General features: G+C 68.9%; 14 protein-coding genes and 4 pseudogenes. 8 read left to right on the top strand and 10 right to left on the bottom strand.

Features of this window, described 5'->3' with window-relative positions:
- Positions 1-61 precede the first annotated feature (61 nt).
- The 5 genes from OG627_RS03075 to OG627_RS03055 all read right to left on the bottom strand — a co-directional run bounded on the left by OG627_RS03075 (position 62) and on the right by OG627_RS03055 (position 6,755).
- Entirely contained in the window at positions 62-2,230 is a 2,169-nt protein-coding gene (locus OG627_RS03075) for an MMPL family transporter (protein ID WP_329061140.1), read from the bottom strand.
- Between the two features lie 25 nt (positions 2,231-2,255).
- Complete coding sequence (locus tag OG627_RS03070) at positions 2,256-2,804, bottom strand: TetR/AcrR family transcriptional regulator (RefSeq protein WP_329061138.1); 549 nt, start codon at positions 2,802-2,804, stop codon at positions 2,256-2,258.
- A 215-nt stretch (positions 2,805-3,019) separates the two neighbouring features.
- On the bottom strand, positions 3,020-3,847 hold the full coding sequence (locus OG627_RS03065; RefSeq protein ID WP_329061136.1) for an aldo/keto reductase: 828 nt from the start codon (positions 3,845-3,847) through the stop codon (positions 3,020-3,022).
- Between the two features lie 61 nt (positions 3,848-3,908).
- A complete protein-coding gene (locus OG627_RS03060; protein WP_329061134.1) occupies positions 3,909-6,200 on the bottom strand; it encodes an FdhF/YdeP family oxidoreductase in 2,292 nt (763 codons plus the stop codon).
- 42 nt (positions 6,201-6,242) lie between these two features.
- Positions 6,243-6,755: an SRPBCC family protein gene (locus OG627_RS03055; RefSeq protein ID WP_329061132.1), complete on the bottom strand. Its 513-nt coding sequence runs from the start codon at positions 6,753-6,755 to the stop codon at positions 6,243-6,245.
- A gap of 889 nt (positions 6,756-7,644) precedes the next feature.
- Here OG627_RS03055 and OG627_RS03045 point away from each other — a divergent pair.
- From OG627_RS03045 to OG627_RS03035, 3 genes and pseudogenes are all read left to right on the top strand, one after another.
- Positions 7,645-8,142, top strand: a pseudogene (locus OG627_RS03045) (IS5 family transposase); the annotation flags it as partial.
- A 665-nt stretch (positions 8,143-8,807) separates the two neighbouring features.
- Entirely contained in the window at positions 8,808-10,385 is a 1,578-nt protein-coding gene (locus OG627_RS03040) for a ricin-type beta-trefoil lectin domain protein (protein WP_329061130.1), read from the top strand.
- Positions 10,279-10,674: a non-reducing end alpha-L-arabinofuranosidase family hydrolase gene (locus OG627_RS03035; RefSeq protein ID WP_329072303.1), complete on the top strand. Its 396-nt coding sequence runs from the start codon at positions 10,279-10,281 to the stop codon at positions 10,672-10,674. The genes OG627_RS03040 and OG627_RS03035 overlap by 107 nt, the downstream gene beginning before the upstream one ends.
- Positions 10,675-10,763: 89 nt before the next feature.
- On the opposite strand, the gene OG627_RS03030 is transcribed toward OG627_RS03035, so the two are convergent.
- Both OG627_RS03030 and OG627_RS03025 read right to left on the bottom strand, forming a co-directional pair.
- Positions 10,764-11,030 (bottom strand): cyclophilin-like fold protein, encoded by a 267-nt coding sequence (locus tag OG627_RS03030; protein WP_329072301.1) that lies wholly within the window; start codon positions 11,028-11,030, stop codon positions 10,764-10,766.
- Positions 11,031-11,144: 114 nt separating this feature from the next.
- Entirely contained in the window at positions 11,145-11,273 is a 129-nt protein-coding gene (locus tag OG627_RS03025) for a hypothetical protein (RefSeq protein WP_329061128.1), read from the bottom strand.
- Between the two features lie 174 nt (positions 11,274-11,447).
- Here OG627_RS03025 and OG627_RS03020 point away from each other — a divergent pair.
- Positions 11,448-12,330 (top strand): annotated as a pseudogene (locus tag OG627_RS03020) (helix-turn-helix domain-containing protein).
- Here the strand turns inward: OG627_RS03020 and OG627_RS03015 are convergent.
- Positions 12,313-13,011: an alpha/beta hydrolase gene (locus tag OG627_RS03015; RefSeq protein ID WP_329072299.1), complete on the bottom strand. Its 699-nt coding sequence runs from the start codon at positions 13,009-13,011 to the stop codon at positions 12,313-12,315. The pseudogene OG627_RS03020 and the gene OG627_RS03015 overlap by 18 nt on opposite strands.
- On the opposite strand from OG627_RS03015, the pseudogene OG627_RS03010 reads away from it, so the two are divergent.
- Together OG627_RS03010 and OG627_RS03005 are read left to right on the top strand one after the other, a co-directional pair.
- Positions 12,952-13,098, top strand: a pseudogene (locus OG627_RS03010) (hypothetical protein); the annotation flags it as partial. The gene OG627_RS03015 and the pseudogene OG627_RS03010 overlap by 60 nt on opposite strands.
- Before the next feature lie 74 nt (positions 13,099-13,172).
- Positions 13,173-13,868 (top strand): chorismate-binding protein, encoded by a 696-nt coding sequence (locus OG627_RS03005; protein ID WP_329061126.1) that lies wholly within the window; start codon positions 13,173-13,175, stop codon positions 13,866-13,868.
- A gap of 226 nt (positions 13,869-14,094) precedes the next feature.
- Here the strand turns inward: OG627_RS03005 and OG627_RS03000 are convergent, their stop codons facing one another.
- Complete coding sequence (locus OG627_RS03000) at positions 14,095-15,006, bottom strand: 2OG-Fe(II) oxygenase family protein (protein ID WP_329061124.1); 912 nt, start codon at positions 15,004-15,006, stop codon at positions 14,095-14,097.
- A gap of 524 nt (positions 15,007-15,530) precedes the next feature.
- Between OG627_RS03000 and OG627_RS02995 the strand changes: the two genes are divergently transcribed.
- Together OG627_RS02995 and OG627_RS02990 are read left to right on the top strand one after the other, a co-directional pair.
- Entirely contained in the window at positions 15,531-15,902 is a 372-nt protein-coding gene (locus tag OG627_RS02995; protein WP_329061121.1) for an FKBP-type peptidyl-prolyl cis-trans isomerase, read from the top strand.
- Positions 15,903-16,010: 108 nt separating this feature from the next.
- Positions 16,011-16,115: pseudogene (locus OG627_RS02990) on the top strand (pirin family protein); the annotation flags it as partial.
- Between the two features lie 165 nt (positions 16,116-16,280).
- On the opposite strand, the gene OG627_RS02985 reads toward OG627_RS02990, so the two are convergent.
- Positions 16,281-17,300, bottom strand: coding sequence for an AraC family transcriptional regulator (locus OG627_RS02985; RefSeq protein ID WP_329061119.1), 1,020 nt, complete (start codon positions 17,298-17,300; stop codon positions 16,281-16,283).
- Positions 17,301-17,303 lie beyond the last annotated feature (3 nt).

Genomic DNA, 17,303 nt, shown 5'->3' with positions numbered 1-17,303 from the left:
GAGGGGGCGTGTCGGCTGAGGGCGGCGCCTGTGCGGCCCCACCCCCAGCCGACGCGACGTGTCAGACCGCGACGGTGTCCTTGCGCGGTTCCTCCGGCTCCAGCCGCCGGTTCAACTTCTCACCTTCGATGTCGAGGTCCGGCAGCGCCTTGTCGAGCGACTTGGGCAGCCACCAGGCCGCGCGGCCCAGGAGCGACATGACCGCCGGCACCAGAGTCATGCGGACGACGAAGGCGTCGATGACCACACCGATGGCGAGTGCGAACCCGATGGACTTGATGATCGGGTCGTCCAGCAGGACGAAGCCTCCGAAGACGGACGTCATGATGAGCGCGGCGGCCGTGACGACACGGGCGTTGTGCCCCATCCCCCCGACCGTGGCCTGCTGCGGATCCGCGCCGTGGACGAAGTCCTCGCGCATGCGTGAGACCAGGAAGACTTCGTAGTCCATGGCCAGTCCGAAGAGGATGCCGATGAGCAGGATCGGCAGGAAGCTGACCAGCGGGCCGGGCGTGTCGATGCCGACCAGCGAGGCGAGGTGCCCTTCCTGGAAGATGGCGACGGTGATGCCGAAGGTCGCGCCCACGGTGAGGAGGAAGCCCAGCGCGGCCTTGACCGGAACCAGGACCGACCGGAAGACCAGCATGAGCAGCAGGATCGACAAGCCGACCACGAGGAGCAGATAGACCGGCAGGGCGTCGGCGAGCTTCTCCGAGACGTCGATACCCAGCGCCGTCGCTCCGGTGAGGGCGATGTCGGCGCCGTCGATCCCGGCGACGCGGTCGCGGATGTCACGGACGGCGTTCTCGGTACCGACGGCGGTCGGACCTGCCTCGGGGATGATCGTCAGCAGCACGGTGGTGCCCTGCTGGTTCGGCTGCGGTGGAGCGACCGCCAGAATGCCGTCGGTCTCCTGGATGAGTGCCGCGGCCTTCTTCGCCGCCGCGCCGGTCGACGAGGCGTCCGCGCCATTGACGACGGCGATGAGGCGTCCGTTGAAGCCCTCGCCGAAGCCTTCCGAGGTGAGGTCGTACGCCTCGCGTGCGGCGGAGCCCTCGGCAGCGGTGCCCGCGTCCGGCAGCGCCAGGCGCATGTCCTGGACGGGAAGGGCCAGCGCGCCCAGGCCGACGATGCCGACCGCCAGCAGCGGGATACGCAGCTTGGTGACGAGCCGTCCCCAGGTGAACCCGAAGCCCTCGGTGGCCTCGCCGAGCGCCGCGTCTTCGGCAGCCGCCCGGCGCTGCTTGCGCGGCAGGATCCTGTTGCCGGCGAAGGAGAGGAAGGCCGGCAGCAGGGTGAGCGCGACCAGGACGGCGACAGCGACCGTGGCCGCCGCTGCCAGGCCCATCACGCTCAGGAAGGGGATGCCGACGACGGAGAGACCGGCCAGCGCGATGACGACGGTGGCTCCCGCGAAGACGACCGCGGAACCGGCCGTGCCGGTCGCGCGGCCCACCGCTTCCTCGGGCGCCAGACCCTCGGTGAGGTACTGGCGGTAGCGCGAGGTGATGAAGAGCGAGTAGTCGATGCCGACGGCCAGTCCGAGCATCAGTGCCAGGATCGGCGCGGTGGAGGTCAGTTCGATGACGCTGGTCAGGGAGAAGAGGCCGGCCATGCCGACCGCGACACCGATCAGCGCGTTCAGCAGGGTCATGCCGGCGGCGACGAGCGATCCGAAGGTGACGACCAGGACCATCGCGGCGACCATCACACCCAGGGCCTCGGTGGAGCCGACCTCCACCTTGCCCCCCATGATCTCGCCGCCGTGCTCGACCCGCAGTCCTTCGGCGTCGGCGCCCACCCGCTCATAGGCCGACTTCTGTGCGTCGGTGACCTCGTCGAGCCCCTTCGTGAACTGCACCTGGACCAGCGCGTAGCGGCCGTCCTCGGAGACGGAGCCCGTCTCGAAGGGGTCCAGCGCGGCGGTGACCCCGTCGATCGAGGCGGCTTCCTTCACCACCGGTGCCACCGCGGAGGGGGTGAGCTTCGAGTCCTGGGAGGCGGCGATGATGATGGCGCCGGTTGCGCCGCCCGCCTGGGGGAACTGCCGGCCGAGATCGTCCAGGGCCTTCTGGGACTCGGTGCCCGGCATGGAGAACTTGTCGGTGGTCGGGCTCATCAGGGTGGCGGCTCCGACTCCGAGCACGGCGAGCAGAAGCAGCCAGGCCGCCGCTATTCGCCCCCTGCGTCGAAAGGAGAACTGGCCGAGCCGGTACAGCAGGGTCGCCATGGGGTGTGGGACTTTCCGTGAGGGGTCAGCTGGGGGTGTGGTGCAGAGCCCGCAGCGCACTGCGGATCATTTCGGCGCGCAGGACATCGTCCGGCGCCACTTCCTTGTCGCTGGCGCTCGTGATGAAGACGGCGCCCATCACCATCCACGCGGCCACCCGGGCCGGTGGCTGGTGCGAACCGCCGGACAGCGCGTCGAGCAGCCTGTCCGCCAGTTCCATGACGTTCAGGGCATCGTGACGGGACATCTCGGCGATGTCCTCGAAGAGGAGCCGGATCTCACGGCTGAACCGCAGGGCGAGGTCGACGTATCCGGTGACGGTCATCTCCACTCGCGACTCGCCCTCCACGGCGGCCACTTGGTCGAGCAGGGTGGCGAGGGCGTCCCGGGCCGGCGTCAGCAGCTCGGTACAGATCGTTTCCTTGCTGGAGAAGTGGTACAGGAGCAAAGCCTTTGAGCAGCCGGCGTCGGAGGCGATGTCCTGCAACGAGGTACCTCGGAAGCCCTGTACGGCGAACTGTCGTAGAGCCGATTCCAGGATCAGGCCGCGCATCGCGGAGGCGGATCGTGCCATGCACCCGACCTTAACTGTCCGATCGGTCAGAGCTGAACGATCGGACAGTATTCCGCCGTGACCTTCATCATGAACGGGACATCAAGGGGAGGCGCGCGGCGGTGGCGGAAGTGGCGGCCCCCGAACTGCCCGCGACCCGGCTGAGGCCGAGGGGAAGGGTCCACTGAGCCGGGTGTAGGCGCCCGCCCCTCGGCGGGCGCCGGCCGGGGGCCGGTTCAGCCGTTGAACCTGTCCGGGTCGAACCCGGTGCGCTCGTCGCGGTTGAGGGCCGATATCTCACCGACATCACTCTCGGTGAGTTCGAAGTCGAAGAGTGCGAAGTTCTCCTCGATCCGCTTCCGCGTGACGGACTTGGGGAAGACGATGTCGCCACGCTGCACGTGCCAGCGCAGGGTCACCTGCGCGGCCGACCTGCCCACCCGCTCCGCGATGCGGGTGATGGTCGGGTCTCCGAGCACTTTGCCCTGCGCGATGGGCGACCACGCCTCCGTGGCGATGTCGTGTTCGGCGCCGAAGGACCTGACGGAATCCTGGGTCAGGTACGGGTGCACCTCGATCTGGTTGACGGCGGGCACCACCGTGCTGTTCTCCAGCAGCCGACGCAGGTGGTGCGGCTGGAAGTTGGAGACCCCGATCGCCTTGACCCGCCCGGAGCGGTAGATCTGCTCCAGGGCGTTCCAGGTCTCCACGAAGTCACCCGAACCCGGCAGGGGCCAGTGGATGAGGAAGAGGTCCAGATATTCCAGACCGAGTTGCGTCATGGTCCCGTCGAACGCCCGCAGGGCGTCGTCGTACGGGTGCGCGTCGTTGTCCAGTTTGCTGGTGACGAAGACGTCGGCGCGGTCGAGACCGGAGTCCCTGACCGCCTGGCCGACCTCCTTCTCGTTGCCGTACATCTCCGCCGTGTCGATGTGCCGGTAGCCGGTCTCCAGGGCCGTCAGGGTGGTCTCACGGGTCTCTTCCGGCGGAATCTGGAAGGTCCCGAAGCCGAGCTGGGGGATTTTCACACCGTTGTTGAGGGTGATGTCAGGTATCGCCGGCACAGTGGGCTCCTTGCTGTTGCTGCCTGGTAAGGCCGTGGACCGTCGGTGTCGCTCGTCGCCGTCATTCCCGTGGTTCCAGGCGGACGACGATGCCTTTGGAGGTCGGCGTGTTGCTGGTGTCGGCCACGCTGTCCAGCGGAACGAGGACGTTGGCCTCCGGGTAGTAGGCGGCGGCGCAGCCGGGGGTCGTGGGGTAGGAGACCAGCCGGAAGTCCTCGGCGCGGCGTTCGGTGCCGTCCTGCCAGACACTGACCACGTCCACCCGGGCGGCGTCCTTCAGCCCGAGGGCGCGCAGGTCCGCGGGGTGGACGAGCACGATGCGGCGTGAGCCGTGGATGCCTCGGTACCGGTCGTCGGTGGTGTAGGGCACGGTGTTCCACTGGTCGTGGGAGCGCAGCGTCTGTAGCAGGAGATGGCCTTCGGGGGCGCTCAGTGCCTCGAAGCCGTTGCGGGTGAACAGCGCCTTGCCGCCGGGGGTGGGGAAGACGCCTTCGTTCACCGGGTTCGGCAGGCCGAAGCCGCCCGGCTTGCGCACTCTGGTGTTGAAGTTCTCGAAGCCGGGGACGACGCGTGCGATGCGGTCCCGGATATGGTCGTAGTCCGCCTCGAAGTCCTCCCAGGGCACGGGCACCTGGTCGCCCAGTGTCCGGCGCGCCAGCCTGCTGAGGATGGCGACCTCGCTGAGCAGGTGGCTGGACGCCGGCTCCAGACGCCCGGACGAGGCGTGCACCTGGCTCATGGAGTCCTCGACGGTGATGAACTGCTCCTCGCCGCTCTGGCTGTCCCTCTCGCTGCGGCCGAGGGTCGGCAGGATCAGCGCGGTGTCGCCGCAGACGGTGTGGGAGCGGTTGAGCTTGGTGGAGATGTGCGCGGTGAGGCGGCAGCGGCGCATCCCCTCTTCGGTGAGGTCGCTGTCGGGGGCGGCCCGTACGAAGTTGCCCGCGAGGCCGAGGAAGACCTTGGCCCGGCCTGCCAGCATGGCCCGGATGGAGTCCACCGTGTCCAGACCGTGGTGGGCGGGCGGGGTGAAGGAGAACTCGCGTTCGAGGGCGTCCAGGAACTCCTGGGGCATCTGCTCCCAGATGCCCATGGTGCGGTCGCCCTGGACGTTGCTGTGTCCGCGTACGGGGCAGACTCCGGCGCCCGGCCGGCCGATGTTCCCCCGCAGCAGTTGAAAGTTCACCAGCTCGCGGATGGTGGACACTCCGTGCTTCTGCTGGGTGAGTCCCATCGCCCAGCAGACGACGACGCGTTCGCTGGCCAGGACCCGGTCGCGCAACTCCTCGATCTGGCTCCGGGCCAGGCCGGTGGCGGCCAGGACGTCCGGCCAGGAGACGGTGGTGCGGATGTGGGCGGCGAACTCTTCGAACCCGCTGGTGTGGTGGTCGATGAAGTCCCGGGCGAGCACCGTCCCCGGCGCGGCGTCCTCGGCCTCCAGCAGGAGCAGGTTCAGGGCCTGGAAGAGGGCGAGATCGCCACCGAGGCGGATCTGGAGGAACTGGTCGGCGATGGTGGTGCCCCGGCCGATCACCCCGCGTGGTTTCTGCGGGTTCTTGAAGCGCATGAGGCCCGCTTCGGGGAGCGGGTTGACGGCCACGATGTGACCGCCCCCGCGTTTGGTCTCCTCCAGCGCGGAGAGCATCCGGGGATGGTTGCTGCCGGGGTTCTGCCCGACGGTGAGCACGAGATCCGCGTGGTGGATGTCCAGCAGGCTCACGTCGCCCTTGCCGATGCCCAGCGTCTCGTGCAGCGCCGCTCCGCTCGACTCGTGACACATGTTGGAACAGTCCGGCAGGTTGTTGGTCCCCAGGGCTCGGGCGAAGAGCTGGAGGACGAAGGCGGGCTCGTTCCCGGCCCGGCCCGAGGTGTAGAAGATCGCCTCGTCGGGGGAGTCCATGGCCCGTAGCTCGTCGGCGATCAGCTCCAGGGCGGCGTGCCAGCTGATCGGCTCGTAGTGGTCGGCCCCCGGCCGCTTCACCATGGGGTGCGTGAGCCGTCCCTGCTGGTTCAGCCACCGGTCCGAGGCGCGTGCCAGTTCGGAGACGGAATGCCGTTGGAAGAACGCGGGGGTGACGCGCCGCGTGGTGGCGTCGTCGTTGGCGTGCTTGGCGCCGTTCTCGCAGTACTCGTTCGTGTGGCGCCGGCCCGGCGCGGGGTCGGGCCAGGCGCAGCCCGGGCAGTCGAAGCCCTTGGTCTGGTTGATGTCGAGCAGGTTCAGTGCCGTACGGCGGGGCGATGTCTCGGCGAGGGAGTACTCGATCGCGTGGGCGACCGCCGGGACGCCGGCCGCCCAGGTCTTCGGGGGAGTTGTTCTCGCCTGCTCGCCGCCCGGGTCACCCGATGATTCGCGCACCGCCACACCTTCCGCTCGGCTTTTCGCTTCGTACGGTCTGCTTCAGCCGCTCGGCCAGTTCGGCACCGGCGGCGGCAGACGGTCGGAGTCCGGTTTGACACGGCCGTCGCTGATGGTGCCCCGCCACCGCCCGGTCTCCCGGCCCTGGCCCTCGATGTACTCCTTGAAGCGCCGGAGATCCGCGTGGACCTGCCTGCGGACCACGCCCAGGGCGTCCCCGGCGCGTTCGACGGCGCCGCGCGGGGCGAAATCGATGCGGAGGGTGACCCGGCAGCGGCTCTCCCCCAACGGCAGGAAACACACCGAACCGGTCAGCCGGGGCGGGCCCACCGTGCGCCACACCACTCGGTCGTCGGGGCGCTGCTCGGTGATCTCCGCGTCGAACTCGCGGGTCACACCGCCGAACCCGGTCACCCAGTGCGTCATGGCGGAACGTGACCGATCCACCCGCCGCACTCCCCGCATGAACCGGGGAAAACACTCGAACTGGGTCCACTGGTTGTAGGCCATACGGACCGGAACCTCGACATCGACAGCGCCTTCGATGACGCTCATGGCCGCCCTGCCTCTCCGCCACGGCTCAGGGGCGCGGCACCCGGCCGGGTGTCCGTTTCGGCCATTGTCGACCAGGTCGATGCCCACCGCGACCTGCGGCGGGGCGACCGGGTGTCCCGGACCGGTCCCGGACGGCCACGCGTGAAACCGGATCACGTTCTGGGCGACAAGGGCTACAGCTCCAAGGCCATCCGGCTCCGGCTCCGGCTCCGGTGTGGGCCCCGGAGGAGGGCTTGGCGTAGCCCCAGGTGTCCTTGCGGCAGGCGTAGCAGACGTACGTGCTCTTCGAGAGCTTTCCCTTGGCGGTGTAGGCGTGATCCGTGAATAACCAGGCGATTACCCCATAGGCTCGACGGCCGGGCAGCGTACGAAGTCCGGCGAAAAGGCCCGCCGTTGAGTTCCCGCTGCGTCCACTCCGTCGCTGTCAGGCAACCATGCGTGTGGCGCAGGGGAACGAGGAGTGAACGGTGCCGGTGACGCCCGAGGCCGGATACAAGGTCGGTGACCGTTATCCCGACGCCGCCGAGGCGCACCGCCTGCTGACGCGGTCCGTCCCGCCGCCCCCGCACGTCCGGGCGAAACCGCACGACGGCCGCACACTGGCTCTGGCCCCCCTCCCGCCTCCTCGCGCCTTCGCCCCTCTCCGGTCTCTCGGGCTCCGGCTGCCGAGGGCCGTGCGCCGTCGGCGCCGTTCGTCGGCGCTCACGCTGGCGGCGTTGCTTCTGGCAGCGGCGGTCACGGCCGGTCTCCTCGTCGTCCGCGGTGGTCGGGAGAACGATGGCGGGCGCGCGACGGGCGCGGGCGACGAGACGCCTTCCGCGACCTCGGCCTTGGCACGTGCCGGTGCCATCGGTGATCCCCGGGACGCGGACCCCTGCGAGCTGCTCGACGGTTCCGGATCCGTACCGGGATTCCGTGGCGGGATGTGCCCGACGAGTACGGGCCGTGGGGTCGGGTCTAGGACCTGTTCCGCCGGTGGCAGCGGAACGGCACCTGGCACCGGATACTCACCCAGCTTCAGTCCCTGGCCGATGCGAACGGTGCGATCACGTGGGACCTGAGTGTCGACTCCACGGTCTGCCGCGCTCACCAGCATGCGGCCGGGGACCGCAAGCAGGGCGACCTGCGGAAGGAACCACCAGGTGGCCTGTTCACCGAGCCCAGTGATCACGGACTGGGAAGGTCGCGCGGCGGGTTCTCCACCAAGCTGCACCTGGCCGTCGAGCAAGGCCAGAAGCCCATGTCGATCGTGATCACGGCCGGGCAGCGCGGCGACTTGCCGCAGTTCGAAACCGTGTTGGAGAAGGTCCGCGTGCCTCGCATCGGGCCGGGGAGGCCGCGTATCCGCCCTGATCGCGTGCGGGCGGACAGGGCGTATGCCTCCCGTGCCTTGCTCTTGGTAATTGCGGGATCTGCCGGCGCGGGCTCTCGCGGCCTTGTCGGCCGTTGCTCTGAGGGCCGAGGTGGAGAGCTGCCCGCAAACCGGGCGACTGTCGGCTGACGCTCCTGCGGCACCCGCGTCGCACGCCACCAGCTCCGACGCAGGGTGGGCAGCGGTATGGATGATCAATCCAACAACAATCAACATGCTCGGAGAGTCCCGAGGGGAGGTGCGATCCGGTACCCCGGTGGCGGCATGCCATGCAACTCTCATGTGATACGAGTGAGTTCTGCATGTCAAAGCCGCTAATCCGGTGATGTGGGTGCAGGCGGAGCCGAAAGGGTGCCAAGTTTTACTGGGTGAAGTGATTGACAGAACCAAGCCGACTTGACATTTTAAAACGGTTTCCAACGAACACCTTCACCAAGCATGAACTGTCGGGACGGACCGGTTTCGCAGCCCCTCCACGTCACCGGCCCGGTGACCGCCCCGTTTGCAGACGACACATGTCGCCCTGCCTGGCTCCCACGACGCACCACCCGTGACACTCCTCGGACCACGCATGTCTGGGAGCGCTCCCAGGCGGTGGAGGGTGTCCGGCTCCACACGGCTCGCACCACCTGCGGGACCGCGGTCTCGCATCTCACGCTCGGACTCAACGAGGAGGATCTGTGCGCAAGTTCTTGCGATTCGCGCTTTCGGCCGTCGTGGTCGTGGCCGCGTTACCGATCTCGCTGTCCGCCGCCCCGTCGCCGGCTCAGGCCCTGGAGAACAACCTGGCCCGCACGCCGCAGATGGGGTGGAACGACTGGAACAGCTTCGGCTGCGACGTCAACGAGACCCTGGTCCGGCAGACCGCGGACGTGATGGTGTCCAGCGGCATGGCCGCGGCCGGCTACCAGTACGTCAACATCGACGACTGTTGGTCGGAGTGGAACCGGGACGGCAACGGCAGTCTGGTGGAGGACCACAACAAGTTCCCCAGCGGCATGAAGGCACTCGCCGACTACGTGCACGGCAAGGGGTTGAAGCTGGGCATCTACTCGTCGGCCGGCACGGTGACGTGCCAGGGGTACCCGGCGAGCCTGGGCTACGAGCAGCGGGACGCGAACACGTGGGCGTCGTGGGGGATCGACTACCTGAAGTACGACAACTGTGGTGATCACCAGGGTCGCAGCGGTCAGGACCGCTACACAGCGATGCGTGACGCCCTGGCGAACACCGGTCGGCCGATCCTGTTCGCGATCTGCAACTGGGGTGAGGACGACGTCAACCAGTGGGGACCGGCGACCGGCAACTCGTGGCGCACCACGTGGGACATCGAGGGCAACTGGAACTCGGTGATGGGTATTCTCGATGCCCAGCCAGGGTGGGCCGGCCTCTCCAAGCCGGGGGCCTGGAACGACCCGGACATGCTGGAGGTCGGCAACGGCCTGTCCGACACCGAGTCCCGGGCGCACTTCAGCCTGTGGGCGCTGCTCAACGCGCCGCTGCTGGCCGGCAACGACCTGCGCACCATGAGCGAAGCCACGCGTTCGACCCTGACCAACACCGAGGTCATCGCGGTCAACCAGGACTGGGGCGGCCGGCAGGGCAACCGGATCGCCGACTACGGCGACACGGAGATCTGGACCAAGCCGATGGCCAACGGGTCCATGGCTGTCGTGCTGCTCAACCGCGGCAGCGGCACGAGCACGATCAGTACCTCCGCCTCCCAGATAGGCCTCGGGTCGGCGTCGAGCTACTCGGTTCGTGACCTGTGGGCACACACCACCAACTCCACCAGCGGCACCATCAGCGCGTCGGTGCCCAGTCACGGGGCCGCGATGTACATCGTCACCGGCGGCGGCGTGAGCGACCCCGGTACGTCGTTCGGGCTGCGCGGGCAGGATTCGGGGCGGTGCCTGGACATCACCGGTGCGTCGCAGGTCAACGGTGCGTTGGCCGAGATCTGGGACTGCCACGGCGGGGCGAACCAGTCGTTCACCTCGACCTCGGCCGGGGAGTTGCGGGTTTACAACAACACCAAGTGCCTGGACGTGTACGACAACGGCACGGCCAGTGGCACGGCGGTGGAGATCTGGGACTGCAACGGTCAGAGCAACCAGCAGTTCGGGGTCAACAGTGACGGCACCACTACCGCTGTGGGCGCGAACAAGTGCCTCGACGTCGCCGGCGCCGCCAACGGCGCCAAGGTACAGATCCGGGACTGCAACGGCGGCGGCAACCAGAAGTGGACCAAGGTCTGAGGACAGCCCTCGCGTCTACCGGGCCTGGACCTCGCCCAGCCTGGACGGAGCCTGGACGCAGATCGCGAACCCGTTCGCCGGACTGACCAATGTGACCTTCCCCAACGGACAGTGGACCAATGACGTCAGCCACGGGGAACTGATCCGCACCGGGTACGACCAGACCATGGAGATCGATCCCTGCGACTTGCGACTTCTCTACCAGGGCGTGGATCCGGGATCCACCAACGTGCCGTATTCACAACTGCCTTACCAACTGGGCCTGCTCACCCAGACCAACCCCTGCTGACCGGACGGCCGCTCGCCGGTCAGGGCATGAGGAAGACCAGGACGATGGCCGCGATACGTGTGTTTCTCTCCTTGCACGTGGCGGGTTGGTCAGGAGGCGGCTTCGATGGTGTGGCGGTCGGCCTCGGCAATCCGGTCGGTGTCGGCGTCGATGTCGCCGAGGATGAGCAGGTCGGCGTAGGCGGAGTCGCCGTCGCGGTAGAAGCGGGCCAGGTTGCCCCAGGGCGCGTAGTAGGTCAGGTCGCCGGCCTTGGGCACTGCCGGCTCGGGAGCGCCGGAGGTGGTCAGCCCGTGCGGCAGGCCGGCGATCCGCTCCGTCTGCTGGAAGTCCTCCAAGTCCAGTGTGAGCGGAAGCAGTTAGGCGAAGTCGAGGGCGGCAGGGCTGTCGTTCAGGTCACCCTCGACGGAACGGCCGTCGAGGGTGACCCGGATGTCCATGGTGGTGTTCCTGTCGGACGGTGCGGTGTGTGCCTAGGCCGTCGGTGTCTGCTGCCTGGTGGAGGATGTCGCACGCGGCGGGGCCGGCGAGGTGTCGGCGCAGGCCGCCACGGCCAGCAGGAGAGCGGTGGCCGGGACGGCGCGGGCGAGGGCTCCGCGCATGGGGGTACTTCCTTCGGTGCGTGGGTCGGTGTGCCGCGGCCGGTGGTCGTGACGGGCTGCGGCACACCGAGCCTCACACGCGAGGACAGGCGCCAAAAGCAGAGAAAACCATCCCGGGAGGGGCACATCCTGGGAGTAAATCCTCCCCCCCCTTCCCCAAGTGCGACCGATGTCGTGCTGGGAAGCACGACCAGCAACGCTCCCCTCAATGAGCTGGGAGAATTCCTCAAGAAGCGCCGCTCGGAGCTGAGCCCGCGCACGGTCGGACTGCCCGAGACCCACAGGCCCCGACGGGTGGCCGGGCTGCGCCGCGAGGAGGCCGCCGAGCTCGCCAACATCAGCACCGACTACTACACCCGTCTCGAACAGGGCCGCATGCAGGCATCCGCGCCCGTGCTGGACGTCCTCGCCCGCGTACTCCATCTGGACGACGACGAGCGCGGCTACCTCTTCCAGCTCGCGGGCAAGACCACCACCCGTACCCGGCGCCGGGTACGGGTGGTGGTCTTGCCGCAGCTGCAGCGGGTCCTGGACGATCTCACTGCCACCCCGGCCATCGTGCAGGGGCCGACGCGGCGACACCCTGGCCTGGAACGCGCTGGCCGCCGCCCTGGTCACCGACTTCTCGCAGATCCCGGAGAAGCACCGCAACTACCCCCGGATCCAGTTCACCGATCAGGCCATGCGCACCCTGTACGCCGACTGGGAGACCGCCGCGCAGATCTCCGTGGCCCAGCTGCGGACGGAGGCCGCGAAGTGTCCCGAGGATCCCCGCCTGATCGAGCTGGTCGGTGAACTGTCGCTGCGGGACAAGAAGTTCGCCCGGTGGTGGGGTGACCATCAGGTGGCCTCCCGCACCGTGGGCACGAAGAGCCTCAACCATCCGGTCGTCGGAGAACTCGTCCTGGACTGGGACACCCTCACCGCCAACACCGACCCCGACCAGCACCTGACCGTCTGGACCGCCGCCCCCGGCTCGCCCACCCACGAACGGCTGCGCCTCCTCGCCTCCTGGGCCGCCGAGCAGAACCTGTCCGCCTCACAGACGCCTGCCTGACCCCGGAGACCCCCGCCGACGGGAGGGATCGGGACGAACGAGCCCAGCAGCACGTTGAGTCCGTTCCCGGCCGTGAGTGCGGTAGCCGCCCGCGGACATGCGGGCGGGCCGCCGCCGCGACGCCCGGGAAGCGTCGTACGGCGGCGGCCCTGGAGGTCCGGCAGCCGGACGGGGGGGACCGACTACCGGACGGCTTGGTGGCCCGCTGGGGCCTTGTGCCGGACAGTGCCTCGGCAGTGCCCGGGACTTTGCTCGGCTCCACCGCTGCGCGGCGATGTCCCGGAGGGCCTTGCGGCGATCGGCCTCGGACATCGTGTCGCCCAGGCCCTGACGGCGGTCACGGCCCATGTCGTACATGCTGACCGTGGCGACGGCCTTCATCCGAGGGTCGACCTGCGCTGCGCTCAGCGCGAAGCCGCCGCTGCCACAGACACCGATGGCACCGATGCGCTCGTGGTCCACGAGCGGGTGCACGCCGAGGAAGTCGACGGCGGCACTGAAGTCCTCGACGAACGCTTCAGGAGAGCAGATCACCCCGGACCGGTCGAGGACGAACGTGGAGTAGATGGCCACCACCGGGTGCACGCCGCCCATGGACAGCCCGGCGGCCATCGTGACCACGTGCTGCTCGGCGATGCCGACGCCGATCACCCGGTGCGGAAACCTGCGCTGGAGCGGCACAGCGGTACGGGTCTCTTCGCCGGCGTCCCGCAGGACTTCACCGCCGTGCGCTACCACTCGCTGAGCGTCGCCGAGCCCGTGCCCGCGCACCTGGAGGTCACCGCGCGCGCCGAGGACGGCGTGATCATGGGCCTCGCCCACCGCGACGGGCGTGGCGGGGCGTGCAGTTCCACCCGGAGTCGATCTGTACGGAGCACGGCGCCCGCCTCGTGGCCAACTTCCGGGACCTGGCACTGGCTGGGCGCGACAGCGGCACGGGCCCGTACGAGGGCCGGGCCGGCGCCGTGCCCGCACCGGCCGACGACTTCGCCTACTACCGGCGCCTGCGGCGGCTCAACCCCGCCCCCTACGCCGCGCTGCTGCGCCTCGGCGACCTCGTGGTGTTCAGCTCCTCGCCCGGGCGGTTCCTCAAGGTGGACGCCGCCCGTACGGTGGAGGCGAAGCCGATCAAGGGCACGGCCCCCCGGCACCCGGACCCGGACACCGACGAGGCCACGCGCCGCGCCCTGCGCACGGACCCCAGGACGCGCGCCGAGAACCTGATGATCGTGGACCTGCTCCGCAACGACCTCGGGCAGATCTGCGAGATCGGCACCGTCACCGTCCCCTCGCTCATGGCGGTGGAGTCCTACTCCGGCGTCATCGGCTTCGTCGGCTACACGGGCACGGCGGACCTGAGCATCACCATCCGCACCGCCGTCAGCCACGACGGCGAACTGACCATCGGCGCGGGCGGCGCCATCGTCCTCGACTCCGACCCGGAGGCCGAGTACGAGGAAATGCTCCTCAAGGCCCAGACCACCCTGCGCGCACTGCCGACGCAGACGTACGCGCACGGGGAGCCCGGCGGGCGGTGACGCGCACCGGCCGCGCGCGAGCACGGGAGCGGGCCGGTGCGCGGGCTCCCCGGCCGGGCTCCGCTCCGAAGCGGCGTCCTCTGCGGCGTCCTCTGTGGTGATCGTCCGGGCGGGCTCGGTCACAGCAGACGGCAGGGTGGCATGGCCGGCCGTCAGAATGACGATTCATGCAGGGACAAGATCGGTCCAGTGACAGCATGAGACCCCCCCTGCTTCACCGCCGTGATCACCTGCCGAGAAGGGATCTCAGCACGGCTACGTATTCGGGGCCGGTATTCAGCGGCGCATAGGCAGGAGGCTCTGCCGGACTGGTGAAAGCGTCCAGGGGCTGGACGACGACGCCGTAATCGGGCCGGTGTTTGTACTGGATCGACATCCGGTCGCGATGCACTCTTCTGACACGGTGCGGGGCTGCCCGGTGGCGCCCGTTGGACCATCGCTGTACGTAGTCGCCGAGGAAGAGGAACAGCGCGCCGGGAACGGTGGGGACCTCCAGCCAGTGCCCGTCGGCATCGCGGACCTCCAGGCCCGGTTCGTCCTGATCCAGGATGGTGAGCAGGGACAGGTCGATGTGCGGGGACATCGCACCCGCTGTGGAGCCGGGGCCGGAGGAGCTGATCGCACCGTAGTGGTTGAGGCCCAGCCGGTGCAGCGGGCCCTGCGCGAGGTAGGGGGAGAACGCGTCTTCCTCGAGCCCCAGGTCCAGGGCGCAGGCGGCGAGGACGGCGTCGCCCAGCCGCGTCAGGTGGCCGAAGAGCTCCAGCGATGTCACGAACGGTGCGTGACAGAAGTCCGCGGACACGGAAAGGGGGAGTTCGCCGGTGGTGTTGCCGATCCGGTACTGCTCGCACGCCTCGGTGCCTCCGTGGGTGCGGCTGCGTTCTCTGCCGAGCCCGCGGTACCCCAGGAACTGGGAATGCTCAGTGGCGTCGTACCTGCTCTTCTCCGCCTGGGGCAGTTGGTAGAACCGCCGCGTCTCCGCATAGACCTCTGCGACCAGATCGGCTGGGACGCCGTGGTTGTGGACGAAGACGAACCCTCTGAACCGTAAGTCCGCGCCCAGACCGGAAGCGACCTCTGCCCGGTCCTTCGCAGTCCAGCCGGCAGCGTGCCCCGGCAACTGTATGTGCGGTATCACCCGTGTCCTCCCGTGCGATCACCGATCGGGACGTGCCGAGCCCGGCTCCTCCACGGAGCCCCCTTCGAACCATGCTCGGAACCGAGGCCCGAACCCATCTGTCATCGTGGAGGGTGCCGCGCCGTTCGTACAGGCCGCCTCCTGGGCATTCCACCGTCGGCCGGTGGCCCGCCCGAGCCCCGCGAGGGGCGGGAGGACGGCCACCGGCATCAGGCCCGGTCCCTTCACGTCGGTACTCCAAAGGGAAATGAGCGGCCGCCATCCGAACTGCGCCCCTGTGGCTACTTGTTGCGATCGTCGTCGATGCCCAGCCGCTGTTCCGACCGGTCGAAGCCTGTTCAACGACACCGGGCCGGCGCAGTATCGCTCCGGAGCCCGACTCGCCCGAAGCGCAGAGTGTTCAGCCCGTACCTGGTCCATGCGACAGTCGCGTTATCGTAGCCGCTTGAGCGCGTGGAGTAACCACGCGTCCCGGGGGCTCCGTACGGCTGCTTCCCGGCCTGGCGGAGAGGAACGAGGCTGCGATGAGCTTGTCGAAACCCGAGATCGATATTCCCGAGGGAGACGCCCCCAGCGACCTGCGGATCAGGGACATCGTCGTGGGGGACGGGGCGGAGGCGAAGTCCGGTTCCGTCGTGGAAGTCCACTACGTCGGCGTCACCTTCGCCACCGGGGAGGAGTTCGACGCCTCCTGGAACCGGGGGCAGACCTTCAGGTTCCCGCTGGGGGGCGGGAGGGTCATCAAGGGGTGGGACCAGGGCGTCGAGGGAATGAAGGTCGGCGGCCGGCGCGAACTCATCATTCCCCCGCACCTCGCCTACGGCAACCAGTCGCCCTCGCCTCAGATCCCGGCCGGTTCGACGCTCGTCTTCGTCGTCGACCTGCTGGGTGTCTGAGACCGCTTCATCGCCGCCCGGCCGGACCATCCCGAGGCCAGGCCGGGCGGCATGCGTCCGCTCAACCGGAGAGCCGCCGGCTCCACGAACCGAGCCAACCCGGCGCGCCGGTCCCAGGAAGATATCGATCAGGCCCGCGAGGACTGGATGAATGGGACCCGCTTCGGCGTGGTGAAGGGCTACGGTGGCCCTCCGCTTCCGGCTCCCGAACTGATCGCCGAGGGGAAGGGGGTGCTGAGCTGCTCTTATGCCGAGAGTCAGGGGCGGTGGAGGCGACTGCGCAGGCATTCCGTTTCGGGGCGGAGAGTGGCGGCACGGCTGCGAGGAGTCAGGCGCGGGTCCGCCGGGCTGCGGGCCTGTCGCCCGCCTTCCTCCGTGTCAGTCCCCCTCATTGAGAGCCTTGGAACGTGGAGTGTCTCTGCTGGCGCCGGGCGGCAGGCCCGTGACGCGCTTGAAGGCACGGCTGAAAGCCGCCTGAGAGGTGTAGCCGAGGCGTCGCGCCACGGACTGGATCGGCGACGTGCCCTCGGCCAGCCACTGGCCGGCGAGGAGCATCCGCAGCTCCGTGGCGTAACGGAGAGGCGGCATGCCGATCGTGGTCTGGAATCGGTCTGCGAAGACAGACCGGGAGACATTGCACTCGGCTGCCAGTTCCGCCACGGTCCAGTGGTGCCCGGGCTGTCTGTGCAGGACCAGGATGGCGCGTGCCAGGCGGGGGTCGCGCAACGCGGCCACGAGGCCGGAGGTGTTGTCGCATCCGCATTCGATCCAGCCCCGCACGATCATGGCCGCCGCCACCTCGGCCAGACGGGCGAGAATGCCGGCGAAGCCCACGCGTGCGGAGCAGAGTTCGCGCCTCATCGACGTGAGGATCGGCAGCAGCCCGGGGTACCGCTCCCCTCCGGCATCGACCAGCATGACGTGGGGCATCAGCTGGCTGAGGCCCTGCATCCCGCCGAGGTCGAACTCCATGGACCCGTTGAAGAAGATCGCGCTGGGATTCGGTTCGGTGCTCGGGCAGGCGTCCACGTCACTCACCGCGTTGCTGAGGGGGACCGCATCGAAGCTGTCCATGCCCAGGGCCGGTATGTCCGGACCGGAGAGCAGCTGATGGGACTCGCCGTGTGGCATGAATACGGCGTTGCCTGCCGAGAGCTCATGGACAGTCCCGTCCTCGGTACGCAGGACTGCGGAGCCGACGGCGAGGAAGTGGAAATAGGCACGGCCGGGCTCGGCTTCGAATCTGAGGCCGAACCGCGGGCCGACGTGGACGCGACGATAGCGGACGCCGCGCAGCCGCATGCTGGTCAGCAGTTCGCTGATGAGGTCGGACGACAGGGCGAACTGCCCTGTGGCCCCGCCCGGAGTCTCGGTCAAGGATTGCGGACTTTCTGTCATAGC

The organism is Streptomyces sp. NBC_01429 (assembly GCF_036231945.1).
Classification (GTDB): domain Bacteria; phylum Actinomycetota; class Actinomycetes; order Streptomycetales; family Streptomycetaceae; genus Streptomyces.
This window is presented reverse-complemented; position numbering and strand designations above follow the sequence as displayed.